Source organism: Bradyrhizobium quebecense, from assembly GCF_013373795.3.
GTDB classification, from domain to species: Bacteria; Pseudomonadota; Alphaproteobacteria; order Rhizobiales; family Xanthobacteraceae; genus Bradyrhizobium; species Bradyrhizobium quebecense.
In genome coordinates this window covers 2,181,095-2,205,858 of the sequence record NZ_CP088022.1, presented here as the reverse complement: position 1 = coordinate 2,205,858, position 24,764 = coordinate 2,181,095, and the positions used below count along the sequence as shown (strand labels likewise).

26 protein-coding genes are annotated in these 24,764 nt (G+C 65.4%); 13 read left to right on the top strand and 13 right to left on the bottom strand.

The features are described from left to right. Window positions 1-138: 138 nt before the first annotated feature. Window positions 139-1,167, top strand: coding sequence for a hypothetical protein (locus HU230_RS10300; RefSeq protein ID WP_176531766.1), 1,029 nt, complete (start codon window positions 139-141; stop codon window positions 1,165-1,167). Between the two features lie 78 nt (window positions 1,168-1,245). On the opposite strand, the gene gmk is transcribed toward HU230_RS10300, so the two are convergent. The 9 genes from gmk to HU230_RS10255 form a co-directional block, all read right to left on the bottom strand. Continuing rightward, the gene (gene gmk / locus HU230_RS10295) at window positions 1,246-1,899 is read right to left on the bottom strand and encodes a guanylate kinase (RefSeq protein ID WP_176531767.1); all 654 of its coding nucleotides are present in this window, start codon (window positions 1,897-1,899) and stop codon (window positions 1,246-1,248) included. A gap of 3 nt (window positions 1,900-1,902) precedes the next feature. Beyond that, entirely contained in the window at window positions 1,903-2,790 is an 888-nt protein-coding gene (locus HU230_RS10290; protein ID WP_176531768.1) for a YicC/YloC family endoribonuclease, read from the bottom strand. 213 nt (window positions 2,791-3,003) lie between these two features. Continuing rightward, window positions 3,004-4,263 carry an endolytic transglycosylase MltG gene (mltG, locus tag HU230_RS10285; RefSeq protein ID WP_176531769.1) on the bottom strand — a complete coding sequence of 420 codons (1,260 nt, stop codon included), beginning with the start codon at window positions 4,261-4,263 and terminating at the stop codon, window positions 3,004-3,006. Window positions 4,264-4,390: 127 nt separating this feature from the next. Beyond that, entirely contained in the window at window positions 4,391-5,656 is a 1,266-nt protein-coding gene (fabF, locus tag HU230_RS10280; protein WP_176531770.1) for a beta-ketoacyl-ACP synthase II, read from the bottom strand. A 96-nt stretch (window positions 5,657-5,752) separates the two neighbouring features. Further along, entirely contained in the window at window positions 5,753-5,992 is a 240-nt protein-coding gene (locus HU230_RS10275) for an acyl carrier protein (protein WP_002716125.1), read from the bottom strand. A gap of 289 nt (window positions 5,993-6,281) precedes the next feature. Further along, entirely contained in the window at window positions 6,282-7,019 is a 738-nt protein-coding gene (fabG, locus tag HU230_RS10270) for a 3-oxoacyl-[acyl-carrier-protein] reductase (RefSeq protein WP_018271293.1), read from the bottom strand. A 21-nt stretch (window positions 7,020-7,040) separates the two neighbouring features. Next, on the bottom strand, window positions 7,041-7,994 hold the full coding sequence (gene fabD, locus HU230_RS10265) for an ACP S-malonyltransferase (protein ID WP_176531771.1): 954 nt from the start codon (window positions 7,992-7,994) through the stop codon (window positions 7,041-7,043). Between the two features lie 206 nt (window positions 7,995-8,200). Continuing rightward, complete coding sequence (locus tag HU230_RS10260) at window positions 8,201-9,226, bottom strand: fatty acid desaturase family protein (RefSeq protein WP_176531772.1); 1,026 nt, start codon at window positions 9,224-9,226, stop codon at window positions 8,201-8,203. Next, window positions 9,223-9,933 (bottom strand): TetR/AcrR family transcriptional regulator C-terminal domain-containing protein, encoded by a 711-nt coding sequence (locus tag HU230_RS10255; protein WP_176531773.1) that lies wholly within the window; start codon window positions 9,931-9,933, stop codon window positions 9,223-9,225. The genes HU230_RS10260 and HU230_RS10255 overlap by 4 nt, the downstream gene beginning before the upstream one ends. Before the next feature lie 351 nt (window positions 9,934-10,284). Between HU230_RS10255 and rpsF the strand changes: the two genes are divergently transcribed. The 4 genes from rpsF (at window position 10,285) to rplI (ending at window position 12,748) form a co-directional block, all read left to right on the top strand. Beyond that, window positions 10,285-10,752: a 30S ribosomal protein S6 gene (gene rpsF / locus HU230_RS10250; protein ID WP_176535073.1), complete on the top strand. Its 468-nt coding sequence runs from the start codon at window positions 10,285-10,287 to the stop codon at window positions 10,750-10,752. Window positions 10,753-10,758: 6 nt separating this feature from the next. Continuing rightward, window positions 10,759-10,998: a 30S ribosomal protein S18 gene (gene rpsR / locus HU230_RS10245; RefSeq protein WP_016844287.1), complete on the top strand. Its 240-nt coding sequence runs from the start codon at window positions 10,759-10,761 to the stop codon at window positions 10,996-10,998. A gap of 126 nt (window positions 10,999-11,124) precedes the next feature. Then, window positions 11,125-12,093, top strand: coding sequence for a YybS family protein (locus HU230_RS10240; protein ID WP_176531774.1), 969 nt, complete (start codon window positions 11,125-11,127; stop codon window positions 12,091-12,093). Window positions 12,094-12,145: 52 nt separating this feature from the next. Further along, entirely contained in the window at window positions 12,146-12,748 is a 603-nt protein-coding gene (gene rplI / locus HU230_RS10235; protein ID WP_176531775.1) for a 50S ribosomal protein L9, read from the top strand. A 39-nt stretch (window positions 12,749-12,787) separates the two neighbouring features. On the opposite strand, the gene HU230_RS10230 is transcribed toward rplI, so the two are convergent. The 3 genes from HU230_RS10230 to HU230_RS10220 form a co-directional block, all read right to left on the bottom strand. Beyond that, a complete protein-coding gene (locus HU230_RS10230) occupies window positions 12,788-13,249 on the bottom strand; it encodes a PaaI family thioesterase (protein WP_176531776.1) in 462 nt (153 codons plus the stop codon). Continuing rightward, window positions 13,246-13,851 (bottom strand): TetR/AcrR family transcriptional regulator, encoded by a 606-nt coding sequence (locus tag HU230_RS10225; RefSeq protein WP_176531777.1) that lies wholly within the window; start codon window positions 13,849-13,851, stop codon window positions 13,246-13,248. Before HU230_RS10225 ends, HU230_RS10230 begins: the two co-directional genes overlap by 4 nt. Before the next feature lie 95 nt (window positions 13,852-13,946). Then, the gene (locus HU230_RS10220; protein WP_176531778.1) at window positions 13,947-14,918 is read right to left on the bottom strand and encodes a hypothetical protein; all 972 of its coding nucleotides are present in this window, start codon (window positions 14,916-14,918) and stop codon (window positions 13,947-13,949) included. A gap of 258 nt (window positions 14,919-15,176) precedes the next feature. Between HU230_RS10220 and HU230_RS10215 the strand changes: the two genes are divergently transcribed. Continuing rightward, a complete protein-coding gene (locus HU230_RS10215) occupies window positions 15,177-16,430 on the top strand; it encodes an SAM-dependent methyltransferase (protein WP_176531779.1) in 1,254 nt (417 codons plus the stop codon). A 20-nt stretch (window positions 16,431-16,450) separates the two neighbouring features. Here the strand turns inward: HU230_RS10215 and HU230_RS10210 are convergent, their stop codons facing one another. Beyond that, window positions 16,451-16,663 carry a hypothetical protein gene (locus tag HU230_RS10210; protein ID WP_176528445.1) on the bottom strand — a complete coding sequence of 71 codons (213 nt, stop codon included), beginning with the start codon at window positions 16,661-16,663 and terminating at the stop codon, window positions 16,451-16,453. A gap of 154 nt (window positions 16,664-16,817) precedes the next feature. Here HU230_RS10210 and HU230_RS43610 point away from each other — a divergent pair, with 154 nt between their 5' ends. From HU230_RS43610 to HU230_RS10180, 7 genes are all read left to right on the top strand, one after another. Continuing rightward, on the top strand, window positions 16,818-16,940 hold the full coding sequence (locus HU230_RS43610; protein ID WP_256437482.1) for a hypothetical protein: 123 nt from the start codon (window positions 16,818-16,820) through the stop codon (window positions 16,938-16,940). Between the two features lie 289 nt (window positions 16,941-17,229). Then, window positions 17,230-18,738 carry a replicative DNA helicase gene (locus tag HU230_RS10205; RefSeq protein ID WP_176531780.1) on the top strand — a complete coding sequence of 503 codons (1,509 nt, stop codon included), beginning with the start codon at window positions 17,230-17,232 and terminating at the stop codon, window positions 18,736-18,738. Between the two features lie 464 nt (window positions 18,739-19,202). Continuing rightward, window positions 19,203-19,373, top strand: a complete 171-nt coding sequence (locus HU230_RS10200) for a hypothetical protein (protein WP_176529003.1) — start codon at window positions 19,203-19,205, stop codon at window positions 19,371-19,373. Next, window positions 19,363-21,432 carry a recombinase family protein gene (locus HU230_RS10195; protein WP_176529004.1) on the top strand — a complete coding sequence of 690 codons (2,070 nt, stop codon included), beginning with the start codon at window positions 19,363-19,365 and terminating at the stop codon, window positions 21,430-21,432. The genes HU230_RS10200 and HU230_RS10195 overlap by 11 nt, the downstream gene beginning before the upstream one ends. 39 nt (window positions 21,433-21,471) lie before the next feature. Further along, the gene (gene alr, locus HU230_RS10190; protein WP_176531781.1) at window positions 21,472-22,779 is read left to right on the top strand and encodes an alanine racemase; all 1,308 of its coding nucleotides are present in this window, start codon (window positions 21,472-21,474) and stop codon (window positions 22,777-22,779) included. A 24-nt stretch (window positions 22,780-22,803) separates the two neighbouring features. Next, window positions 22,804-23,574, top strand: coding sequence for an exodeoxyribonuclease III (xth, locus tag HU230_RS10185; RefSeq protein ID WP_176531782.1), 771 nt, complete (start codon window positions 22,804-22,806; stop codon window positions 23,572-23,574). Window positions 23,575-23,879: 305 nt separating this feature from the next. Further along, a complete protein-coding gene (locus HU230_RS10180; protein WP_176531783.1) occupies window positions 23,880-24,683 on the top strand; it encodes an outer membrane protein in 804 nt (267 codons plus the stop codon). Window positions 24,684-24,764 lie beyond the last annotated feature (81 nt).

The window sequence follows — 24,764 nt, the reverse complement described above, 5'->3', positions numbered from 1 at the left end:
TCCGCCCGCCGCAATTGCGGTGCGACGCGAGCCTCAATTAAGCCCTACCCGTTCCGGATTTGCGGCGCATTGCGACCCAACTCTTTACCGAGATTGGCGTCACCAGCGTTTGCGTAAAAAAGAATACCGGGGACGCGTATGTCAAATCGTTCAGCGAAGTTCGCTGCGGCGCTTGCCGTCAGCATGTTGGCCGCTGCCAACTTCACAGCCATGGCCCAGACCGCCGCCAGCACGGCGAGCACCAATACGGCGAACGCGAAGGCCGCGGATAGCTGTCAGTCCGCGCCGAAGGGAACCGCGCCTGCGGGAAGCCACTGGTTCTATCACCTCGACCGCAGCACCCAAAAGAAATGCTGGTACCTCGGTGACGCCAAGAACAAGGTTGTTGCCAAGACCGCGACCACGCAGCAGCAGCCCGCGGCCGCGCCCGACACAGCGACGGCCGACGCACAGCCGCCGCAGAGCCAGCCGGCGCCGCCACAGCCGGCTATGCGCAAGTCCGTCGCCGATGCCCATGCCGAATGGCCCTCACCGCAGGCCGCAACAGCACCGGTCGCGCCCCCTGCCGCCGGTCAAGCCGGCGATGCGGTAGCGGCGACCGATCCGACGGCGCCAGGCACGAACGCCCAGGCGTCGGACGTGAACGCCCGATGGCTGGACGCATCGAGCATGGCCGGAACCAACGGAACTCGGCACGCCGCAGACCAGCCGACCGTGATCGCGCAGGCCGATGCGACGCCGCAACAGACGGCCGCGCCGGCACCAGCCGCCCCCGTGACAGCGGAGGCGTCCGCCGAGAAGTCGTCGTCCTCGACGCAGATGCTGCTGATCGTGATGGTCGGCGCGCTGGCGCTGGCCGGCCTGGTCAGCGCGCTGGTGTTCCGCCTGACCCGCACGCGTACGCCGCCCTACCAGATCAGCGACGAATGGCGTGCGCCCTGGGATTCACTCCACACCGAACCGGCGCCGCCGATGGCAGTGGTCGGCCGCGACCGCCCGTTGCGCCTGTCCGAGGCGACGCCGCGCCGGTCAGAGACACCGGTTCCGCGCCGCGCCGAGACGCCGGTTGCTCGCCGCGAGACACCGCGCGAGGCGGATCAAACCGAGCAAGACAACAAGCAGATCGCGGCGATGCTGCAGCGGCTCGCGCGCAGCGCGGCGAACTAGAGCACGCTCAGAAAAGTAGATGAGACGTGATGCGATCCCCGATCGCATCACGGTTCCGGCAAGCTACTTCTCGACAAGCTACTTCTCGAGCTGACGCTGCAGGCCGCGCACGAACTCGGTGAGGCCGGTGCGGCGCTCTCGCTTGAGCCGCTCGGCCTTCAGGATCGACTGCACCTCGGCAAAGGCGTCGTCGACGTTCTGGTTGATGACGATGTAGTCGTATTCCGCCCAGTGGCTCAGCTCATGGGTGGCGCGGTTCATCCGCCCGCGGATGACCTCCTCGGAATCCTGCGCACGGGTGTGCAGACGCTTCTCGAGATCGGCGGCTGACGGCGGCAGGATGAAGACGCTGACCACGTCGGCGCGCGCCTTCTCGCGCAATTGCTGGGTGCCCTGCCAGTCGATGTCGAACAGCACATCCTCGCCGGCCGCGAGCGCAGCCTCGACCGGCGCGCGCGGCGTGCCGTAGCGGTTGTCGAACACGGTGGCCCATTCCAGCAGTTCGCCCTGCTTGGCCATCGCCTCGAACTTGGTCTTGCCGACGAAGAAATAGTCGCGCCCCTCGACCTCGCCCGGCCGCTTCGGCCGCGTCGTCGCCGACACCGACATCTTCAAGCCCGGCATCCGCTCGATCAGCATGCGCGACAGCGTCGTCTTGCCGGCGCCCGAGGGCGACGACAGGACGAACATCAGTCCGCGCCGCTCAACGCCGTCAAAACCCTGCGCCGTCATCGTTCACTCCAGATTCTGGACCTGTTCGCGGAACTGCTCGACCACGTTCTTCATTTCAAGCCCGGTATTGGTCAGCTCGACGTCGTTCGACTTCGAGCAGCAGGTGTTGACCTCGCGATTGAACTCCTGGGCGAGGAAGTCGAGCCGGCGCCCGACCGGGCCGCCCTTGCCGATCATCTCGCGCGCCTGGGCGATGTGCGAGGCGATGCGGTCGAGCTCCTCGCGGATATCGGCCTTGGTGGCGATCAGGATCGCCTCCTGGCTCAGCCGGTCGGTATCGAAGCGATCGGAGGTCTCCAGCAGCGCTGCGATCTGCTCGGCAAGCCGGGCCTTGATCGCCTCGGGCTTGCGACCGGGAGCCGTCTCGGCGCGTTTGGCGAGCCGCTCGATCTCGTCCATGCGCTGCATCAGGATCTGGCCCAGCGCATCGCCCTCGCGGCGGCGCATCTCGACGAGGCTGCCGAGCGCCTGCTCGAACGCCTTCGCCGCCGCTTCGCGCGCCGCCTTGTCCTCGTCCTCGTTGCTGTCAGGTTCGACCACCTCGATAACGCCCTTGATGCCGAGCAATCCGTCGATGCTCGGCGCCACCGCGTCGATCCGCTGCGCGAGCTCACCTGCGACCTTCACGACCGCGGCCAGCACGTCCTCATTGATCCGGATGGTCTGCGCCGCATCGGTGCGCTTGACGCTGAGGTTGGCGTAGACCGTGCCGCGCGACAGCAACTCGCCGGCCCGCTTCTTGGCGAGGGCTTCCAGTTCGTCCCAGCCGGGCGGCAGCCGCAACCGCAGGTCAAAGCCCTTGGCGTTGACCGACTTCAGCTCCCACTCGAACGTATAGGGACCGCTCGCGCCATGGCTTCGGGCAAAGCCAGTCATGCTCGATAGCGCCATCGCGTGAACTCTCCAACAGAAGGATATGGGACTCACCCGGAGACGACGAGACTCGCGGGCAGCCGGTGCGACCTTAGAACGGATTCCGTGAAAGTGGAATTACGTCCACCCTCGGCAAATGCAGAGCTACGGCATGGTCCGGAAAACTGTGAAGCGGATTTCCGAAAGACTATGCTCGAACAAGAAGCTAAAGCGCGATGATCGCATCGCGCTTTAGCGCTGCACAACAGGCGGCGAAGTGGTCTGCTGGGCTGCGCCCTGGCGACCGCTGCGCGGCGGTTTCTTCTGGTTGGTGGGCTTCGGCGGCATGGCCGCCGTGGGATTGGTATCGGCCGCGCCGGGCGCCGCGGCGGCGGGCGCCGGATCATCCGCGGGCTCGACGGTGTCGTTCTGGATCTGCTTTTCCGACGCGCGCAGCTTGGCGACGTTCTTGGCGTGCTGGTCGTAGGTTTCGGTAAAGGCGTGGCCACCGGTTCCGTCGGCAACGAAGAACAGGTCACGCGTGCGCGCCGGATTGGCGGTCGCCTCCAGCGAGGCGCGGCCGGGATTGGCGATCGGTCCCGGCGGCAAGCCGTCGATCACATAGGTGTTGTAGGGCGACGGCTGGGTGATCTCGCTGCGCTTGATCGGACGCCCCAGCGTTCCCTTGCCGCCCACCAATCCGTAGATGATGGTCGGGTCGGATTGCAGCTTCATCCTCTGCCGCAGGCGGTTGACGAACACGGCGGCAACGCGGCTGCGCTCGTCGGCGCGGCCGGTTTCCTTCTCGACGATCGAGGCCAGCGTCACCAGCTGGTCCGGCGATTTCAGCGGCGAATCGGTGTTGCGGCGTTCCCAGATCTCGGCGAGCACGCGCTTCTGCGCCTGCTGCAGGCGCTGGATCACCTGGTCGCGCGTGGTGCCGCGCGGGAATTTGTAGGTCTCCGGCAACAGCGTGCCCTCGCGCGGAATCTCGCGCACCGAGCCGGTGAAGATGTCGTTGTCGGAGAGCCGCGTCACGATCTGCTCCGAGGTCAGACCCTCGGGAATGGTGATGGCGTGCTGCACCACCTTGCCGTCGACAATGGTGGCAATGACGTCGCGCAGGCTGGCATTCTTCTGGAACGAATATTCGCCGGGCTTGAGATCGGAGCTCGCCTTCAGCGCAAACACGCTGCCGATGAAGACCCACGGATTGACGTTGATCACGCCCTCGCGCGACAGCACGTCGGCGATGTCACGCTTGCCGGCGCGCGCGGGGATGTTGACGATCTTGTCTTCCTGCAGCGGCCCCGGCGATTCCAGCGTCTGCTTGCCGTAGTAGTAGGTGGCGCCGGCGCCGATCATCAGGATGATCAGGATGGTGAAGATGGCATTGCCGACGATCACGAAAGGATTGCGGGCACGATCCGAGCGCTTGGGCGGCGGCGGAACCTGTTCGGGCTCCAGCGCGGCACGTGGACTCCTTGGTGAAATGGGCGGCCTCTCACTCATCGATGCAAACCAATATCCTGCCGGTTGAATCGTGGCCGGACAAACCCCTGCCCTGCCAATAGCATACGCCCGCTATTAGGAGTCACCGCGGAATACGGCAAAACGGTGGACTAGTTCTAAAGACCTACTAATTGGTCACGCGCTGCACGATCACGGAGGCGTTTGTGCCACCGAAACCGAAGGAATTGGACAGCGCCACATTCACGTCACGCTTGCGCGACGTATGCGGCACAAGATCGATCGCCGTTTGCACCGACGGATTGTCGAGATTGATGGTCGGCGGCACCACGTTATCGCGAATCGCCAGCACCGCGAAGATCGCCTCGATCGCGCCGGCGGCGCCGAGCAGATGTCCGGTCGCCGACTTGGTCGACGACATCGAAACCTTCGAAGCCGCATTGCCGAGCAGACGCTCGACCGCGCCGAGCTCGATCTCGTCGCCGACCTGCGTCGAGGTGCCGTGCGCGTTGATGTAGTCGAGATCGGATGCGACGAGGCCGGCGCGCTTCAGCGCCATGCTCATGCTGCGGAAGCCGCCATTGCCGTCCGGCGGCGGCGAGGTGATGTGGAAGGCATCGCCCGACAGGCCGTAGCCGGTGACCTCGGCATAGATCTTCGCACCACGCTGTTTGGCGTGCTCGTATTCCTCGAGCACGAGGACGCCGGCGCCCTCGCCCATCACGAAGCCGTCGCGGTCCTTGTCGTAGGGCCGCGATGCCTTTTCCGGCGTGTCGTTGAAGCCGGTGGACAGCGCACGCGCCGCGCAGAAGCCTGCGATGCCGATGCGGGAGATCGGCGATTCGGCGCCACCCGCGACCATCACGTCGGCATCGCCGAGCGCGATCAGCCGCGCCGCGTCGCCGACCGCATGCGCGCCGGTCGAGCAGGCCGTGACGACCGAATGATTGGGGCCCTTCAGGCCGTGCTCGATCGAGACGTAGCCGGACGCCAGATTGATCAGGCGGCCCGGAATGAAGAAGGGAGAGACCCTGCGCGGTCCACGTTCCTTGAGCAGCACCGCGGTCTCGGCAATGCCGGTGAGGCCGCCGATGCCGGAGCCGATCATCGTGCCGGTCGCGAACTGGTCCTCATCGGACTTCGGATGCCAGTTGGCGTCGTCGAGCGCCTGCCTGGCCGCGCACATCGCGTAGAGGATGAAGTCGTCGACCTTGCGCTGGTCCTTCGGCTCCATCCACTGATCGGGATTGAAGGTGCCGCTGGAGCCGTCGCCGCGCGGAATGTAGCAGGCGACCTGGCTCGGCAGGTCGGACACTTCGAAGGTGTCGATCTTCTTGCCGCCGCTCTCACCGGCGAGGATGCGCGTCCAAGTTGCGTCAACGCCGCAGCCGAGCGGTGTAAGCATGCCCAGCCCCGTGACGACAACTCGTCTCATTTCCACGTCTCCGGCCGGCAATGCGCGGCTAATAATAAGAAGCCGGGGGACCGCTCGAACACGGTCCGTCCGGCCCCGTCAACTTCGCGATCGGCGTCAGCTCTTCGCGTTCTTCTCAAGAAACTTGGTCGCGTCGCCCACGGTCAGAATCGTCTCCGCGGCGTCGTCGGGAATCTCGCAACCGAATTCTTCTTCGAAAGCCATCACGAGCTCGACCGTGTCGAGGCTGTCGGCGCCGAGGTCATCGATGAAGCTCGCGCTATCGACCACCTTCTCGGGTTCGACACCAAGGTGCTCGACCACAATCTTCTTAACCCGCTCGCCAATCTCACTCATCGTTCAACCTCGTTGTTCCATTGGACCCGACCCCAAGACGATACGAGCCATCGTGGTCGTCTCGATTACTCAGTCGCGCATAGTCTTGATTCGGCCCGGTCGTAGCCGACTAAAGCCCCGGCGAACGGCAGGCGTCGCCACGCCAATATACAGGGTTTCAAAATCCTGCAATGGCGTTCTTTGCCCATCCATGGGGGGTTCAGCTATCATACTTCCCAAGCCTTGACTACACGCCTGAACCGGCTCTCGAAAACGGCTTTTCGCCGCATTGCGAGAGCCAGCAACCAGCTCAAATCATAGCCATGCCGCCGTTGACGTGAATCGTCTGTCCGGTGACGTAGGCGGCCTCGTTCGAGGCCAGGTAGACCGCTGCCGCAGCGATATCCTCGGGCGTTCCGAGCCGCGCCGCAGGAACCTTCGCCAGGATGGCTTCGCGCTGCTTGTCGTTGAGCGCATCCGTCATCGGCGTCTTGATGAAGCCCGGCGCGATGCAGTTCGCGGTCACGCCGCGCTTGGCGTATTCGGCGCCCAGCGTCTTGATCAGGCCGATGATGCCGGCCTTCGACGCGGTGTAGTTGCCCTGCCCCGGATTGCCGGTGACGCCGACGATCGAGGTGATCGCGATGATGCGGCCGAAGCGCTTGCGCATCATCAATTTGGTCGCCGCGCGCGCCAGGCGGAATGTCGCGGTCAGGTTGACCGCAATCACGTCGTCCCAATCCTCGTCGCGCAACTGCACGAACAGGTTGTCGCGGGTGATGCCGGCATTCGCGATCAGGATATCGACCTGCCCCATCGCGGCTTCCGCCGCCGGCACCAGCGCCTCGACATCATCCTTGCTCGAGAGATTGCACGGCAGCACATGAACGCGCTCGCCGAGCTTGGCCGCGAAGCCGTCCAGCACCTCGCGCCGCGTCCCCGAAATCGCGACCGTCGCGCCCTGCGCATGCAGCGCCTGCGCGATCGCGCCGCCGATGCCACCGGTTGCGCCCGTCACGAGCGCCGTCTTGCCAGTCAGATCAAACATCGAATTCTCCTTCCGGCTGCTTTACGCCGATGTTGCCAGCGCGTCCTTGGCTGCAGCGATATCGCTCGGACCGCCGACGGACACGCCGACCGCGCCATCGGCGATGCGCTTGACGAGGCCGCTCAGCACCTTGCCGGCGCCGATCTCGAAGAACCGCGTCACGCCCTGCCCGGCCATATAGGCAACCGACTCGCGCCAGCGAACCGTCCCCGTGACCTGCTCGACCAGGCGCCGACGGATCTCGTCGGGATCAGCGATCGCCGAAGCCAGCACGTTGGAGACCAGCGGCGCCGCGGGCGCCTTGATGGTGACGCCGGCCAGCGCCTCTGCCATCGCATCGGCCGCCGGCTGCATCAGCTTGCAGTGGAATGGCGCCGACACCGGCAGCAGCATGGCGCGTTTTGCCCCTTTGGTTTTCGCAATCTCCACCGCGCGATCGACGGCTGCCTTGTCGCCGGAGACCACCACCTGGCCGCCGCCATTGTCGTTGGCCGCCTGGCAGACCTGGCCCTGCGCCGCCTCGTTGGCGACCGCGACCGCCGCCTCGTAGTCGAGGCCGAGCAGCGCCGCCATCGCACCGGCGCCGACCGGCACCGCCTTCTGCATCGCGAGCCCGCGGGTCCGCAGCAGCCGCGCGGTGTCGCTGACCGTCAGGCTGCCGGCGGCGGCAAGCGCCGAATACTCGCCGAGCGAGTGCCCGGCAACGAAGGCCGCGTTGCGGCCGACCGAGAAGCCGGCCTCGCTCTCGAGCACGCGCAACGTGGCGATCGAGACCGCCATCAGCGCCGGCTGGGCGTTTTCCGTCAGCTGCAATGTCTCGCCCGGACCATCCCAGATGATCGCGGTCAGCTTCTCGCCCAACGCGGAATCGACCTCGTCGAACACGGCCTTGGCGACCGGAAAGGCGTCGGCCAGGGCCTTGCCCATGCCAACCGCCTGCGAACCCTGCCCGGGAAACGTGAATGCAGCCGTCATCGGCGCTCCCTACCTTGTTGAGCGTGATCCCCGCGCAAGCGCCGCGCCTGCCGCAGGGGAAAACGGTATCCCGTCGCGCGAAACGCGCCACAGTGGGTCCGGACCCTGCCTTGCAACCGGCCTCGGACCGGGCCGTAAGACACTGATGGGGGGCGCGATGTCAAGCCGCGCGCGCGGAACCCTGGGGATGCCGGGGCCGGCTCTGCCTAGAATCCACCGGCATTCTGGTCGGCGTTAACCTCGGCGCCGGCCCGCGCCCGGCGCGCGCTGTTGACGAGTTGGCCCGGGCGGTCTTCCCGATTGGGCTTGGCGGTCGCCAGCCGCAGCACGGCGGCATAGCCCGGCTGGACTTCCATCCGGTCGGCATAGCGGCTTCCGCTCAGGATGCGGTGGACGCGCGGCAGGTTGTAGCAGGGCACGTAGAACAGCAGATGATGCTCGAGGTGATAGTTCACGTAGTACGGCGCGATGAACAGCCGCTCGAGGACATTGGCCCGCGTGGTGCGGGTGTTGCGCAGGGGATCGGCGCTGTCGGGCACGACGGCATGTTCGGCGATGTTGCGGATCCGCGTGATCACCATCATCCAGGTCAGCAGCGGCACCAGCCACAACAGCGGATAGGCCCACCACACGCCCGCGGCGGCGAGCCCTGCGAACAGCAACGCGTTGGTGACGCATTGCGGCCCGAGCTTCTGCCAGAAATTGGTGGCGCGCTGCGATAGCGGCCACTCTTTCGGTCCGATCGCATTGAGCAGTTGCGCCTTGCGCTGCTGGTAGCCGGTCTGCCCGGTGATGTCGCGGAGGAATTTCCGGCGGTAGCTCATCTTGGTGATCGGAAACGGCGCCGACAGCACGAGATCCGGATCATCCTCCTGCTGCGTCCGCGCATGGTGCCGCAGATGATAGCGGCGATAGCCGCGGGTTTCCGCGAAGATCGGGTAGGCGCAGAACCACTGGCTCAGCGTCAGATTGGTCTTCTCGTTCGCCGAGAGACAGCCATGCGCACCGTCATGCATCAGGATGGCGAGCCCGAGCTGCCGCGAGCCGATGATCGCAACCGCCAGCAGATAGGTCAGCGGATTCGGCCACCACGCGACCAGCGCGATCGCGCCCAGGATCAGGGCCCAGGCGTGCACGATCAGCGCTGCGCCCTTCCACGTCGTGCGTTGCCGGACCGTGACCAGTTCATCCTCGGTGAGGAAATCGCGGGCACGCATGCGTAGCGCAGTCATGAGCTGGTCTCCCCGTCCGTTGAGGGTGAATGATCGCGATCGCCGACCAGGCGCAGCCGCGATCCATCATTCGTCGACGTCGATGTCGCCTGCTCGCCAAGCGCGCGCAGCAATTCGCGGCACATCTCCTCGGCTGCGCGACCCATCGCAAAGCCCTCGACGATCACGCCGATCGCAATCGCCCAGAACCGTCGCGAACTCTCTTCGGGCGCGCGCAGCGAGCGCCAGCCGTGTCGCTCGACCTGATCCGCATAGGCGCGCGCGCCTTCGCTGTGCAGACGCTCGATGGTGCGCTCGACCAAAGGTGCGAGATCCTGCCGGCGCCGTGTCAGGGTCAGGGCCTCGGCGAAGAAGGCGACCGTATCGGTCGCGGTCACGGTCTCGGCCAAAGCGTGGGTGTAATCCCGCGGCGTGTGGGCCTTCAGGGCGGCCTGCTCGGTCGCGCGCGCGAGGTAAAGCATGTCGCGGCTGGCGGCTTCGACGAACAGCGCCTCCTTGGTGCGGAAGTAATAGGTGATCTGGCTCGGAAAGGCGTCCGCGGCTGCGGCGATGTCGGAGATCGACGTGCCCGAGAGCCCGCGCTCCTTGAACAGGCGGCTGGCGGCATCGAGCAGCAGCGAGCGCATCTTGCGCCCCGCCGACCGCGTCGCGCGGACCGCGTGCTTTGGATCAGGCGCAGACACGCCGCTGGCGGTCTCCGAACCCATTGATCATCCTCCCTGACATATTTGTATGACATACAAACAAAGAAATCAACACGGAACTGCGCGAAGTTGCGGCGAACGGCCCGGAGGGCTACGACCCGTGGCAAATCCGAAAGGCCGAGAACCCTCCGCGGACCCTTGCCTTCGCGACCAAAATCCGTATAAAGTGCCCCATTCGTGGGCTCCGGCCGGGAGCTGAACGGACGGTCTCAGCAAATTCACCAGTTGATTTTGATGTGGCAAGGCCAGTCGGCCTGTCGTCCCGTGCTCCCGCCTTCTGAGCAGCTCGAGTCCTTTCCGAAGGTCTCGAAGGGCTTGTCGCCGGAAACCACGCCAACACAGGAAAGGACAACCATGCCTCTTTATGAGCATGTTTTTCTCGCGCGTCAGGATGCGAGCACCCAGCAGGTGGATGAACTGACGGCCCAGATGACGGGTATCGTCGAACAGGGCGGCGGCAAGGTCACCAAGACCGAGAGCTGGGGCGTGCGCTCCCTCACCTACCGCATGAACAAGAATCGCAAGGCGCATTTCGTGCTGATGAACATCGACGCACCGTCGTCTGTCGTCACCGAGATCGAGCGCCAGGAGCGGATCAGCGAAGACGTCATCCGCTATCTCACCGTGCGCGTCGAAGAGCACGAGGAAGGCCCGTCCGCGATGATGCGCAAGGCCGACCGTGACCGCGAGCGCGATGATCGTGGCGGTGGCTTCCGCGGCGACCGCGAAGGCGGCTTCCGTGGTGATCGCGATGGCGGCGGCTTCCGCGGCGATCGTGGCCCGCGCCGTCCGCGCGAAGAAGAAGCTGCGACCGAGGAGTAATGAATCATGGCTGATGCTGGTGCCCGCCGTCCGTTTTTCCGTCGTCGCAAGTCTTGCCCGTTCACGGGCGCGAATGCGCCGAAGATCGACTACAAGGATTCCAAGCTGCTGATGCGTTATGTCTCCGAGCGCGGCAAGATTGTGCCGAGCCGCATCACGGCCGTGTCCGCCAAGAAGCAGCGTGAGCTCGCCCGCGCCATCAAGCGCGCGCGCTTCCTCGGCTTGCTGCCCTACGTGATCAGGTAATCGTTTCCGGCCGGCGGCTCGTGCCGCCGGCCGCTTGTTCTCATAAGGCTTCCGGGTCGTCCGGTCGCCGATGGTTGGGGTTCTCGACAGGGAACCTCTAACCGCTCGAAAGGAGCGGGACAGCTGATGATCGCAATACTCATAGTCGCACTTGCAGCCGGCGCCGCGTCGGCGCTGATGTTCGCCTCGATCAGTTCGGGCGCGCTGATCTCGTTGCTGCTGTACTTTCTGGCGCCGCTGCCGCTGATGGTGTCGGCACTCGCGTGGGGACCGCTTACCGCCGCCATCGGCGGCGTCGCTGCCGCCTCCGTCCTCGGCGTGATCTTCGGACTTCCCTATTGCATCGCGTTTGCGATGATGGTCGCCCTGCCCGGCTGGTGGCTCGGCCACCTCGCGCTGCTCGGACGACCGATCGCGGGCGCAGCCGGCGACGGCACCACCCAGCAACCGCCTGTGCTCGAATGGTATCCCGTCGGCCGTATCCTGCTCTGGGTTGCGGCCTTCGCCGTCATCACCACGGCCGCCGCGCTGCTGACGCTCGGGTCGGATGCCGACACAGTCACCGGCACCTTGCGGCGCGGCCTGCTGAAGGTGCTGACCACTGGCGAAGGGCTGCCCAGCGGTGATATCGAACGATTGGTCGACATGCTGGTGATCCTCGCGCCGCTCGCCGCAACGATCCTCGCGATGGTCACGCTGACGCTGAGCCTGTGGCTCGCCGGCAAGATCGCACAAACCTCCGGGCGGCTGAATCGGCCGTGGCCGGATTTCCGCACTACCGCGCTCCCCGCCATGACGCTGGTCGCGCTGTCGGTGGCGGTAGCCATCTGCTTCGTCGGCGGGATGCCTGCGCTGCTGGCGCAGATCGTCACCGCGGCGCTCGTCATCGCCTATGCGTTCGTCGGCTTCGCCGTTCTGCATACGCTGACGCTGTCGCTCGCCAATCGCGGCTTCTGGCTCAGCGGCGTCTATGCGGTCGTCGTCATGTTCGGCTGGCCGATCGTCGCGATGTTCGCGCTCGGCATTGCCGATGCCGTGTTCGGACTGCGCCAGCGCTATCTGCAAACCAGACCGCCGCCTTTGCCGGCGGAGTGAGATTCGATCCAACCACTTAACCCCGATACTTAGCCTCTAAAGGAGAACGAAAATGGAAGTCATTCTGCTGGAACGCGTTGCCAAGCTTGGCCAGATGGGCGAAGTCGTGCGCGTCAAGGACGGGTTCGCCCGCAATTTCCTGCTGAAGCGCGGCAAGGCGCTGCGCGCCACCGAGGCGAACCGCGCCAAGTATGACGGCATGAAGGCCGAGCTCGAGGCCAACAACATCAAGGCCAAGGGTGAGGCCGCCGTGGTCGCCGAGAAGATCGACGGCCGCGACATCATCATCATCCGCCAGGCCTCCGAGTCCGGCCAGCTGTTCGGCTCGGTCACGGTGCGCGACATCGTCACCGCACTCGCCGCCGACGGCGTGACGGTTGCCCGTCCGCAGGTCTGGCTCGACTCGCCGATCAAGGTGATCGGCGCGCAGAAGGTGACCATCGCCGTCCACCCTGAGGTCGAGACCAGCGTCACCGTGACGGTCGCCCGCTCCGCCGAAGAGGCCGAGCGCATCAAGCGCGGCGAGGACATCTCGACCCGCCAGGAAGACCAGGACGCCGCCGCCGAGGCGCTCGCCGCCGCCGGCGAATTCTTCGATCCGGAAGCCCAGCACGACGACGAAGCCGCGCCGGCTCCGGCTGCCGAAGAGAAGTAAGCGTCTCTGCATCCCTCCACCGACTGAAGCCCGGCCCCATCAGGCCGGGCTTTGGATTCGTGCCGCCGCCTGATCGTCGAGCATCGCGATCGACGCGAGCGCCGTCGCGGTGTGCTTCTCCTTGCCGTCGATGACGCAGAACACGTCGGCTGCGACGACGGCGACCTGACGCCCGGGCTTGATCACGCGCGCCCGGCAGATCAGGCGATCGCCCGATGCCGGCGACAGCAGGTTCAGCTTGTACTCGGCCGTCAGCGCCGGCTGGCCACGCGACGTCGCCGCCGCAATCGTGGTGGCGTTGTCGACCAGGAACGCCGTCACCCCGCCGTGAAACAGGCCGTGCTGCTGCAACAGCTCAGGCCGCCGGTCGACCGCGAGCGTGCACGCGCCGCGCGACAGCTCGGCCACTTCAGCACCGACAAGACCCATGAAGCCCTGACGGCCGACATTGTCGCGAATTCGCGTCGCAATCGGCGCAAAGTCCGGATCGATCTCGCTCATGACGTCCCTCCTGCTCGCTCCTGCGCACCCGGCGCCACCACCGCGCGGATCGCGCAGGCGATCAGCGTCTCGACCTGTTCGCGCGGATCACCCGGATGGCGGCCCGACAGATAGGCGCGGCAAAAGACCTGCGCCGGCCCGATGATCTGGCTGAAGAACAGTGTCGCGCTCATCGGCAGCAGCTCGCCGCGCGCGAGCAGCGGCGCGCGCCAGCGCTCGATGCCATCAGTGAGCCGCGAGTTCTCGGTGCGCTGCGCGCCGCGCACCTCCTCGCTCCACTCGCTGCGCGAAATCTCGAACAGGAAGCGCGCCTCGCGCCTGAAGGTCACGACCCAATCGAGATGGGCGCGGATCAGCCGCGCAACGCCCTCGCCGGCGCCGTGCGTATCGTTGACCGCGGTGATGATCGCGGCGTGATAGGTCTGCAGGATCTCCAGGAACAGGGTTCCGGCGAGCTGCTTCTTCGAGGTGAAGAAATGAAAGAAGCTGCCGTTGGACGCACGGGCGCGGGAGCGGATCTCGGCCACCGTCGCACCCTCGAACCCGTCGCGGTCGAACACTGCCAGTCCCGCCGCCAGGAGATCTTCGCGTGCCGTACTCACCCCTGCTCTCCGGTCCTGACTAGATCAATACTCTAGAGTTTTACTCTAGTGGCTGTCAAATGATAACGCCGGACCTCACGGCCCGGCGTTGGCGATTACTTCGAGGTCGGCGCTTCCGGCGGACCGGAGCCCGGCGTCGTTGGGGGCGGCGGCGGCGGCGCGGCCGCGGTTACCGGCGGCGCGGCGGGCGCCGGCGCGGGAGATGCGGCAGCGGCCGGCTCGGGCGCAGGGGAAGCGGCGGGAGCCGCGGGCGTGACCTGCGGAACCGGGTCGGATCGCACGGCAGCCGGCTCGCTGCCCACATTGCCCTTGGGCGCATCGACCTTGGCGGTGTCGGGCTGGCTGGCTGGCTTCGCCGGCTTCTCGGCCTCACCCTTGTCTTCGCGCTTGATGGCGGTCTGGGATTTGGGCTCGTCGCCCGCCGCCTCGCCCTTGGGCGACTCGTCGGACTTCGGCTCCTCGACCGGCTTGCCGCGACGGCCATGCTTCTGGCGCGACGGCCTGCCCTCACCGGCGGCCTGCGGGGTCTGGCCATCGTCCGGCTTGGCACCATCAGGCGTCTCGCTCGGACGCGCCATGCGCCGGCCGCGGTGCGCGGCACGTGCTTCGGGATTCAAACCGTCGGCGTCGGGCTTCGCACCGTCCTTCACGCCTTCCTTGGCCCCTTCCTGCGGCGGGGCACCCTGGTGCTGGCGGCGAGACGGGCGCTCGGCCGGCTGCTCCGGAGACTGGTTTGCCTCCTGGCGGCCGTCCCGGCCCTTGGCCCCCTTGGGCTGATCCTTGGCCTGGTAGCGCGGATCGTTGGCGCCGTTCGAGATCAGATAGGACGCCAGCACGCCGGCCATGTCGCTCGACGTCGTGTAGTGCTGGCGCAGGAAGCCCGGCAGCGAGCCGGCCGGCACGGTCTTCAAGAGACCGCGCGGGCTCTTGTGGCAGGCCGTGCAGGTGTTGGCGAAGATCTGGGAGGGGCTTTTGCCGGCCTCGAGGTTTTGCGCTTGCGCTGATACGGCTGACAGGCAGCCAACCAGAAGCGTCACCGTCGCCAGACTGAGGGCTCGGCTCAACATTCCTTAAGTCTCCAGATTCCGGAAAAATCGCCGCCTGCGCCTCATGGTTCGGCTGCGGCGGTCACCTTTTATCCGATTATCGCGCGAATGGAAGCGCGCGCATGCCGCATCCACGCAATTGTCACATTTTGGAATATCGGCTTTGACCACAACGCAATAGCGCGATCCAATTCCCTACCTATGTTTAGACTCGGGACACATTGGAGTGATCAGCTCCAGTGATGTCAGTGTGCAGCTTGCCGTTCCGTTGGTGCTTCGATGGACCGATTGTTGCGATTTTGCTTGGGGCGCTTCATCCGCCGCGGTTCGATCACGTTCACGACCGCGAGCGGCGCCAAATTCACCTGTGGTGACGGCACGGGCATTCCCGTCGCCGCACGGTTCATGACCAGGGCCGCCGAACTGCGCATTCTGGTCGATCCCGAGCTTTACCTCGGCGAAGCCTTCATGGACGGCACCTTCGTGGTGGAGCAAGGCACCATCGCCGACGTGCTGGCTGTCCTGATGGGCCAGGCGGCCATGTTGCCGAACTTTGCCAGGATGCAGGCCTGGGTTCGTTTCCTCGGGCGGCGCGCCCAGCAGCTCAATGTGCGCGGGCGGTCCCGGAGCAATGTCGCCCGTCATTACGACCTCGACGGCCGCCTCTATTCCCTCTTCCTCGATGCTAACAAGCAATACAGCTGCGCCTATTTCGAGACGCCGGACGCGACGCTGGACGACGCCCAACTCGCCAAGAAGCGCCACCTCGCCGCAAAACTCCTGATCAAGCCCGGCGACCGCGTCCTCGACATCGGTTCCGGCTGGGGCGGACTGGGGCTCTATCTCGCCGAGATGAGCGGCGCCGACGTCACCGGCGTCACGCTGTCGACCGAGCAGCTGCAGATTTCCAACGCCCGGGCGGCGGAGAAGAGCCTGGCGCACTCGGCGCGTTTCCTGCTGCAGGACTACCGCGACATCCCCGGACCGTTCGACCGCATCGTCTCGGTCGGCATGTTCGAGCATGTCGGGGTCGCCTTTTACGAAACCTTCTTCAAGCGCTGCGCCGAGCTGCTGAGCGATGACGGCGTCATGCTGCTGCACTCGATCGGCCGCTCAACCGGTCCCGATGTCACCAGCCCCTGGATCCGGAAATACATCTTCCCCGGCGGCTACATTCCGGCGCTCTCCGAGGTCATGCCGGCGATCGAGAAGGCCGGACTGCTGATCTGCGACATGGAGATCCTGCGCCTGCACTATGCGGAGACGCTGAAGGCGTGGCGCGACCGCTTCATGGCGCGGCGCGAGGAAGCCGTGCGGCTCTACGACGAGACCTTTGCCCGGATGTGGGAATTCTATCTGGCGGCCTCGGAGATGTCGTTCCGGGTGCAGAACATGATGAATTTCCAGCTGCAGCTGACCAAGCGTCAGGGCATCGTGCCGATGACCCGTGACTATATCGGGCACGAGGAAGGCCGCCTCCGGCTCAAGGAAGCCGGCGCTGCAAAACCCCGACTGCAACTCGCCGGCGAATAGCCCTGAAGGAACGGGTACCGTTAGTTGCGCAGACTGTAGGCCGAGCCGCAATGGGTGAAGGTCGGCGCCGGGCGCGCCAGGTGAGCCGCGGCGGCCGAAATCAGGCTGATGTCGCAAGGAACGTTCCGGGCCTCCGGTCGCGCCGCCTGCTCCATGGCTTCGACAAGCGACGCCAGCCAGCGGCGGTCCACGGCGCCTGCCCGGCCAAGCCCAAGGCCAAGTCCAAGTCGCACTGTCTGAAACTCTCGAGCCATCGTCGCCGTATCTTCCCCGAGCGAAGACAACCCGGAATCCGCCGGGTCGTTCCCGCGAAGCCGCCACAAAGAAAAAGCGGCAGATGTGATCTGCTTCACAGAGGTCTGTTCCGGGCTGTCGTAGTGATCCGGAATGACCCGAGAACCGCACCAGACGATGTTGGACCCGCAGCGCGACCTCGTAACCGACTACGCCTTGATCGCAACTGGCGTCGCGGCCGCCTTGATCGCGCTGGCTTTCCTCATCCTGGTCTGAGGAACCGAGACCAGCACCAACCTCGCCGTCAGTTGGGCGCGGCAGCCCGGTAAAAGGTTCAGGCCGCCCCGAATTTTTGCCGACCACATCTTAGATCGGTCGCGCTCCCCTCCTTTCGACCGAATCCCCGTCAAGCGGAATGCATCCGGCCCTCCCGGATTCACACATTGCGTTGTGTGAATCGTGCATAAGAAACATCCGTCCTTTCGCTTCGTGCCGGGCTGGCGCTTGATCGCGGCCCACAGCCGAAAATCTCAGTAACGACGAAATCAGAAGAATAAGCTCGTCCATGGCCTTGATTGATTCGAACGTCCACAAGCTCGCGCCCGATGCCGCGTCCCCGACCTATCGGAGCGCGCCGCACAACATCGAAGCGGAACAGGGGCTGCTGGGCGCGATACTGGTCAACAACGACGCCTTCTATCGGGTCTCCGATTTCCTGGAGGCGAAGCACTTCTTCGAAGCCATCCACCAGCAGATCTATGAAACGGCCGGCAGTCTGATCCGGATGGGCAAGGTCGCAAATCCCGTGACCTTGAAGACGTTCCTGCCTGCCGAGCTGGACCTCGGCGGCATGACGGTCAACCAATACCTCGCCCGACTCGCTGCCGAAGCGACCACCATCATCAACGCACAGGACTACGGGCGTACCGTCTATGATCTCAGCCTGCGCCGCAACCTGATCCAGATTGGCGAGGAGATCGTCAACGTTGCCTACGACGCACCCGTCGATTTTGCCCCGCGCGCGCAGATCGAGGACGCCGAACGACAGCTCTACAGCCTCGCCGAGACCGGCCGCTACGATGGCGGCTTCCAGCGCTTTGCGGATGCCCTCACGGTCGCCGTCGACATGGCAGCCAAGGCGTTCCAGCGCGACGGCAAGCTGTCCGGCATTTCGACGGGGCTGCGCGACCTCGACACCAAGATGGGTGGATTGCAGCCGAGCGACCTGATCGTGCTCGCCGGCCGTCCCGGCATGGGCAAGACCTCGCTCGCCACCAACATCGCCTACAACATCGCCAAGGCTTATGTCCCCGAGGTGCAGGCCGACGGCACCACCAAGGCGATCAACGGCGGCGCGGTCGGCTTCTTCTCCTGCGAAATGAGCGGCGAACAGCTCGCCACCCGTATTCTCGCCGAACGCACCGGCATTCCCTCCAGCCATATCCGGCGCGGCGGTATCTCCGAGCTCGATTTCGAGAAGATCCGCGACTGCTCGATCGAGTTGCAGTCGCTGCCGTTCTACGTCGACGAAACCGGCGGTCTCTCGATCTCGCAGCTCACCGCGCGCGCGCGTCGCCTCAAGCGGCAGAAGGGTCTCGACCTGATCGTGATCGACTACATCCAGCTGTTGCAGGGCTCGGGCAAGCGCGGCAACGACAACCGCGTGCAGGAAATCACCGAGATCACCACCAATTTGAAAGCGCTGGCGAAGGAGCTCAACGTCCCCGTGATCGCGCTGTCGCAGCTCTCGCGCCAGGTCGAAAACCGCGACGACAAGCGGCCCCAGCTTTCGGACCTGCGCGAATCCGGCTCGATCGAGCAGGACGCCGACGTCGTGATGTTCGTGTACCGCGAGGAATACTATCTCGCGAACAAGGAACCGCGGCCCGGCACCCCGGAGCACGCCACCTGGCAAGCCGAAATGGAGCGCGCGCTCGGCAAGGCCGAAGTCATCATCGGCAAGCAGCGCCACGGTCCGACCGGCACCGTCGAGCTGCACTTCGAAGCCAGTGTCACCCGGTTCGGCGATCTCGCATCGGACGGACTGGTCCCGGACCGCCCCCCCTCCTACTAACGGTGGGGCACAGTTGAAGGCCGCTGGTCCCGCTTGTACAACGACGTTTGAGAACGCCCACAGGACCGTTCTTCGCGAGGTTCTTTATCGGCATCATCCCTGGTTTGGTCGCCGAGTTTGCGTTCATGGGGCGGTCGACAAGGCTGACGATGTCGTTTTTCGCTGCACCCTGGACGGATCGCAAGCAGACCGTTGGCTGGAAGTTCCAGCATGGATGTTCGACCGGACGGCCTGCCCTGACGCCGAGCTTCTGACAGTTCGGCCGTTTGTTAGCATCGATGCACTTGCGGCGCTCGCTGCGCTTCTCGATCTGGCGTTGAAGGATCGAACGCCATCAGCTGCCCCGCTTTCTGGCGCATCCAGAGGCTCTCACGACCAGAATCGGGGAGCGACTCATGTCACGCGAGACGGCAATGCCAGGGAGCGGATACCGACACAATCGACAACCGCGGTTGCAGCAGCAGATGGATCTGTTCGGGAGCGGCCTGTCGAACGGCGCCCTCGGCGCGCCGGCATGGTCGGAGCTGCCGGCGGAAGCGCGGGCGGCCCTCACAAGCCTGATGACGCAGTTGATCCTCGACCATGCTGCGATGACAGCGACGCCGCCCGCGAAGGGGGTCGATCATGATCTCTGACAAGGTCAGGCCTCATCATCTGGAGCGTAAGGCGATTCTTTACGTGCGCCAATCCTCAGCACATCAGGTGTTGCACAATCGCGAGAGCAGCGCATTGCAATACGCCATGCGGGACCGGCTGACGGCACTCGGGTGGTCAGAGATCGAAGTGATCGATGATGATCTCGGTCGTTCAGCCGCCGGCGGCGTGCAACGCGCCGGTTTCGAGCGAATGGTAGCGGAGGTTTGCCTCGGTAAGGTTGGTGCGGTTTGCGCCCGCGAGGTCTCGCGCTTCGCCCGCAACAGCCGGGATTGGCAGCAACTCATCGAGATGTGCCGCGTGGTCGATACCGTTCTGGTCGATCAGGAGACTATCTATGCGCCAAGGCACGGCAACGACCGCCTGCTGCTCGGGCTCAAGGGCAGCCTCAACGAGTACGAACTGGATTTGTTGCGCCAACGCTCGCTCTCGGCCCGCTACGAGAAGGCGCGCCGGGGCGAGTTGGTTGTGGCGGCGCCCGTCGGCTTCGTGAAGGCCGGCGACCATTATGAGAAAGATCCGGATCGGCGTGTCCAGGAAGCGATCAAGCTGGTGTTCGACAAGGTCGAGGAACTGGGCAGCGCGCGACAGGCGCTCTGCTGGCTCCACGAGTACAATCTCGATCTACCAGTGAAGCAGTCCAACGGCGACACAGCCTGGCGGCGACCGAGTTACTCCGCCATCCACCGGATCATTGAGAACCCGGTCTACGGCGGCGCCTATGCCTATGGTAAGACGGCTGTGGCGGCGGGATACAGCGCCGGGGGCGTGAGCTTGAAGATCCGCCGCAAGACACGGAACGAATGGCTGGCGCTGAAGCCCAACACCCACGACGGGTATGTGAGCTGGGAGAGGTTCGAGGCGATCCGCACCATGGTCAGCAGCAACGTTCCCACCGGTCGGCATCACGGCGCACCCAAGCATGGTGACGCGCTGCTGGCCGGTCTGATCCGGTGCAAGCGCTGCGGCCGCAAGCTCACACTCCGGTACTCCGGCATGAAGCACCATATCCCACGCTACAGCTGCAGCCGCGCCTGGATGGACAATGGCGGTCCTCACTGCATCGCCTTCGGCGGATTGCGTGTCGATGATGCAATCGAGGAAGCACTGCTTGGCGTCGTCGGTCCGGGCGCTATCGCCGCTGCAACCGCTGCCGCCGAAGGAGCCAGGGAACGGCGGGATCAGGTGCGCGATGCGCTCAGTCGCGATCTGGAAGCGGCGCGCTATGCCGCCGACCGGGCTTTCCGGCAATACGATGCCGCTGACCCCGCGAACCGGTTGGTGGCGAGTGAGCTGGAAGCGCGCTGGAACAGGGCACTCGCTCACGCGGCGGAGGTCGAGGGCAAGATCGCCATGCATGATGCGGCCACGCCCGCACCCATTGCTGATCCAGCTTCGCTCGGCGTACTGGCCTCGAACCTCAAAACGGTCTGGGATGCGCCGACGACGGATGCTCGTCTCAAGAAGCGCATTGTACGCACCCTCGTCCATGAGGTCGTGGCCGATATAGACGACGCGGCGTCCGAGATCGTTCTCATCGTCCACTGGGTGGGTGGCGCTCACAGCGAGTTGCGCTTGCCCAAGCGCCGGCGCGGACAGCGCAACAGCACTTCCGCCGATATTATCCAAGCCGTGCGTCAACTGGTGCTGATCGCCAGCGACGATCTGATTGCCGGCCTCCTCAACCGAAACGGCCTCAAGACGGGCAACGGCAATCGCTGGACCCGCGAGCGCGTCACATCAATGCGCTCGAGCTACCACCTCCCGGTGTTCAAGCCCGCCGATGACGGGATCGAACCCTGGCTCAACCTTAGCAACGCCGCAAAGCTCCTGAAGGTCGCGCCCAAGACGCTCCGGCTCGCCGCTGAAGCCGGCGAGATCGCAGCCATCCATCCGCTATCGGACGGCCCGTGGATCTTTGCTCGCGCCTCGCTGATAACAGCTGCCGCTCAATCTATCGCCGAAGGAGCGCGACAGAACCCAAGATACCCCACAGGATCGCATCCCGATCAGCAAACTCTCTTCTCTTCAACAACATAGACAGATGGGTGTTCTGATGCGCGGTTGTACAACTGAGCCATGAACATCGTGACCGACGCGAAATCGCAGCTGACGCCCGAAGCCAGTTTGCTGGCGGCCCATCCGACCGCCACCGGCATCCTCACCGTCGACCTCGACGCCATCATCGCCAACTGGCGCAAGCTCGAGAAGACCGCGGTCCCGGCGGAATGCGCCGCCGTGGTCAAGGCGAATGCCTATGGCTGCGGCGCCGAGCAGGTGTCGCGGGCGCTGGCCAAGGCCGGCTGCAAGACCTTCTTCGTCGCCACCGTCGAGGAGGCCGCCGTGGTGCGCGCGGCCGTTCCGCAGGCGACCGTCTATGCGCTCGGCGGCTTCTTCCAGCAGACCGGCGACGCCTACGCGAAGATCGACTGCAAGCCTGTCATCGGCGATCTCAACGAGCTCGCCGAATGGGACGTGTTCTGCCGCCGCTCCGGCTGGTCCGGCGGCGCCGCCATCCATATCGACACCGGCATGAACCGGCTCGGGCTGACGGTCAGCGAAGCCCAAGGCATCATCCCGCGGATCAACGCCGGCGATCACGGCATCACGCTGGTGATGAGCCACCTCGTCTCCGCCGAACTGCTCAACAACCCCGCCAACGCCAGGCAGCTGGCGAGCTTCCGCGAGATCGCGAGCCTGTTCTCCGGCGTGCCGGCCTCGCTCGCTAACTCCTCCGGCGTGTTCCTCGGCGCGCAATTCCAGTTCGAGATGGTGCGGCCGGGCTGCGCGCTCTACGGCGTCAACCCGACGCCGGAGGCCGACAACCCGATGCAGCAGGTGGTCGACCTCAAGGCGCGCATCGTGCAGATCCGCAACATCGATCGCGGCGAGACCGTCGGCTATGGCGGCACCTGGACCGCGCGCCGGCCGACCCGGCTTGCGATCGTCTCCGCGGGCTATGCGGACGGCTATTTCCGCGCCGCCAGCGCCAATGACGGCACCCGTGGCGCCGAGGTCGTGGTCGCCGGCAAGCGCTGCCCGATCGCCGGCCGCGTCTCGATGGATTTGATCGCGGTCGACGTCACCGATCTCGACAAGAATGCCGTGCGGCGCGGCCACATGGTGACGCTGATCGGCGAAGGCATCACGGTCGACGAGCTCGCGCATCATTTCGGCACCATCGGCTATGAGGTGCTGACCAGCCTCGGCCGCCGCTTCGTGCGCATCTACAAGGGCGGCGATGCCGTCGCCGCGGCAAGCGACGCTGCGACTGAGAAGAGCGAGCCGGCCGCCACGCAAGCGGCGCCTCCGGCCCTGCCGACGGCAGCGGCCGCTGCTGCGCCGCCGCCATTGCCTGCCGCCGCGCCAACGGCACCGTCCACCTGACGCGATCGAGGTTCGCGATTGCGCATGAAGATCGCGACCTTCAACATCAACAACGTCAACCGCCGGCTGCCGAACCTGCTGCGCTGGCTGAAATCAGCCAGGCCCGACGTTGTCAGCTTGCAGGAGTTGAAAGCCAGCGACGCCGAATTTCCCGCAGCCGCGCTCGAGAAAGCCGGTTACGGCGCGGTGTGGCAGGGACAGAAGACCTGGAACGGCGTCGCCATCCTCGCGCGCAAGGCCGAGCCGGTCTTGATCCGCACCGCCCTGCCCGGCGACCGCGACGACCATGAGGCGCGCTATATCGAGGCCGCGGTGCGCGGCATCGTCGTGACCAGCCTTTACCTTCCGAACGGCAATCCGCAGCCCGGCCCGAAATTCGATTACAAGCTGGCCTGGTTCAAGCGGCTGCGCGCCCACGCCGCCAAGCTGCTCAAGCAGGAGGTCCCCGTGGTGCTCGCCGGCGACTACAACGTCGCGCCGACGCCCTTCGACATCTATCCGACCCGCTCCTGGGACAAGGATGCGCTGATCCAGCCGAAGAGCCGCGCCGCGTTCAAGGCGCTGGTCGATCAGGGTTGGTGCGATGCGCTCCGCACGCTGCACCCGGATCGTCCGATGTTCACCTTCTGGGACTACAAGCGCCAGCGCTGGCCGCGCGATGCAGGCCTCCGGCTCGATCATCTCCTGCTCAGCCCCGACGTGGCGGCACGGCTCGCGAAAGCCGGCGTCGACCGGGACGTTCGTGGCGAGGAACGCGCCAGCGATCACGCGCCGGCGTGGGTGGTTCTGAGGTGATCGATATGTTTGCGCGCGTGCCCCCATCCACGCCGTCGTCCCGGCGCAGGCCGGGACCCATACGCCGCAGCGTGTGGTGTGAACGGGACTCGTCGTTTCAATGTCGCACAACAATGACCATTGGTGGTGATGGGTCCCGGCCTTCGCCGGGACGACATCGAACATGTGGCTCCGCCGGCGAGTCATACTCTCGCATTCTCGCGACATGCACGCGAATGCGGCCGGATGTGGCGGACCGGGTACAGCCGGAGGTGGTGCAAATCGACTAGCCTGCCATCGATTTGATTCATGCATTGGGTCTGCCCATGAAGACATATTTCGTCGCCGCCTCCGTGCTCATGCTCGGCATTGCAAGCGCGCCCGCTGCCGACCTCGCCGCTCGCCCCTATACGAAGGCATCCTCGATCGTCGCCTCTGCCACTGACTGGAGCGGCTTCTATGTCGGCGCCAATGGCGGCGCCGGCTGGAGCCGACAGTGCTGGGACATCGTGCCCTTCGCCATCACCAATCCGGCGCTCGGCGTCGTGAACTTCACCGGCCCGGAAGGTTGCCACACCGCCAGCGGCGCGACCGCCGGCGGCCAGATCGGTTATCGCTGGCAGCAGGCGGCCTGGGTGTTCGGCGTCGAAGCGCAGGGCAATTGGGCCGACCTTTCTGGCTCGAACCCGTCGGTCGCCCCGCTGTTTGCGGGCTTCGCCAACCGCTCGAAGATCGATACCATCGGCCTGTTCACCGGACAGATCGGCTATTCCTGGGGCGCCTTCCTGCTGTACGCAAAGGGCGGAGCGGCCGTCGTGCGCGATCGGTACGAGAGCTTCATCACGCCGGCATTTGGACCGGGCGTACCGGTCGGCTTCATCGCCGACCGCGGCAGCGAGACGCGCTGGGGCGGCGCGATCGGCGCCGGCGCCGAATATGCGATCGCACACAACTGGTCGCTGGCGATCGAATACGACCATCTGTTCATGGGAACCAACAACGTTCACATGACCTACGATCCGGTGTTCATCGCCGAGCTCAATCATGACGAACGCATCCGCCAGGACGTCGACATGGTGACGGTGCGCGTCAACTACCGCTTTGGCGGCCCGGTCGTCGCGAAATACTGACGCGGCGCGCGACGACACACTTCCCTGGTTCAAGGCGCCCTTGCGCCGTCTCGAATCGTGAGGTCACACTGAGCCTTCGCC

Coding starts and splice junctions, on each gene's coding strand:
- fabG (WP_018271293.1), bottom strand. CDS start 7,019: ATGTTTGATCTGACTGGCAAGACGGCGCTCGTGACGGGCGCAACCGGT.
- rplI (WP_176531775.1), top strand. CDS start 12,146: ATGGAAGTCATTCTGCTGGAACGCGTTGCCAAGCTTGGCCAGATGGGC.
- rpsR (WP_016844287.1), top strand. CDS start 10,759: ATGGCTGATGCTGGTGCCCGCCGTCCGTTTTTCCGTCGTCGCAAGTCT.
- rpsF (WP_176535073.1), top strand. CDS start 10,285: ATGCCTCTTTATGAGCATGTTTTTCTCGCGCGTCAGGATGCGAGCACC.
- xth (WP_176531782.1), top strand. CDS start 22,804: ATGAAGATCGCGACCTTCAACATCAACAACGTCAACCGCCGGCTGCCG.
- HU230_RS10290 (WP_176531768.1), bottom strand. CDS start 2,790: ATGGCGCTATCGAGCATGACTGGCTTTGCCCGAAGCCATGGCGCGAGC.
- HU230_RS43610 (WP_256437482.1), top strand. CDS start 16,818: ATGACCCGAGAACCGCACCAGACGATGTTGGACCCGCAGCGCGACCTC.
- fabD (WP_176531771.1), bottom strand. CDS start 7,994: ATGACGGCTGCATTCACGTTTCCCGGGCAGGGTTCGCAGGCGGTTGGC.
- HU230_RS10220 (WP_176531778.1), bottom strand. CDS start 14,918: ATGTTGAGCCGAGCCCTCAGTCTGGCGACGGTGACGCTTCTGGTTGGC.
- fabF (WP_176531770.1), bottom strand. CDS start 5,656: ATGAGACGAGTTGTCGTCACGGGGCTGGGCATGCTTACACCGCTCGGC.
- HU230_RS10260 (WP_176531772.1), bottom strand. CDS start 9,226: ATGACTGCGCTACGCATGCGTGCCCGCGATTTCCTCACCGAGGATGAA.
- alr (WP_176531781.1), top strand. CDS start 21,472: ATGAACATCGTGACCGACGCGAAATCGCAGCTGACGCCCGAAGCCAGT.
- HU230_RS10240 (WP_176531774.1), top strand. CDS start 11,125: ATGATCGCAATACTCATAGTCGCACTTGCAGCCGGCGCCGCGTCGGCG.
- HU230_RS10215 (WP_176531779.1), top strand. CDS start 15,177: ATGGACCGATTGTTGCGATTTTGCTTGGGGCGCTTCATCCGCCGCGGT.
- HU230_RS10230 (WP_176531776.1), bottom strand. CDS start 13,249: ATGAGCGAGATCGATCCGGACTTTGCGCCGATTGCGACGCGAATTCGC.
- HU230_RS10180 (WP_176531783.1), top strand. CDS start 23,880: ATGAAGACATATTTCGTCGCCGCCTCCGTGCTCATGCTCGGCATTGCA.
- HU230_RS10195 (WP_176529004.1), top strand. CDS start 19,363: ATGATCTCTGACAAGGTCAGGCCTCATCATCTGGAGCGTAAGGCGATT.
- HU230_RS10205 (WP_176531780.1), top strand. CDS start 17,230: ATGGCCTTGATTGATTCGAACGTCCACAAGCTCGCGCCCGATGCCGCG.
- HU230_RS10255 (WP_176531773.1), bottom strand. CDS start 9,933: ATGGGTTCGGAGACCGCCAGCGGCGTGTCTGCGCCTGATCCAAAGCAC.
- HU230_RS10200 (WP_176529003.1), top strand. CDS start 19,203: ATGGATCTGTTCGGGAGCGGCCTGTCGAACGGCGCCCTCGGCGCGCCG.
- gmk (WP_176531767.1), bottom strand. CDS start 1,899: ATGACGGCGCAGGGTTTTGACGGCGTTGAGCGGCGCGGACTGATGTTC.
- mltG (WP_176531769.1), bottom strand. CDS start 4,263: ATGAGTGAGAGGCCGCCCATTTCACCAAGGAGTCCACGTGCCGCGCTG.
- HU230_RS10300 (WP_176531766.1), top strand. CDS start 139: ATGTCAAATCGTTCAGCGAAGTTCGCTGCGGCGCTTGCCGTCAGCATG.
- HU230_RS10275 (WP_002716125.1), bottom strand. CDS start 5,992: ATGAGTGAGATTGGCGAGCGGGTTAAGAAGATTGTGGTCGAGCACCTT.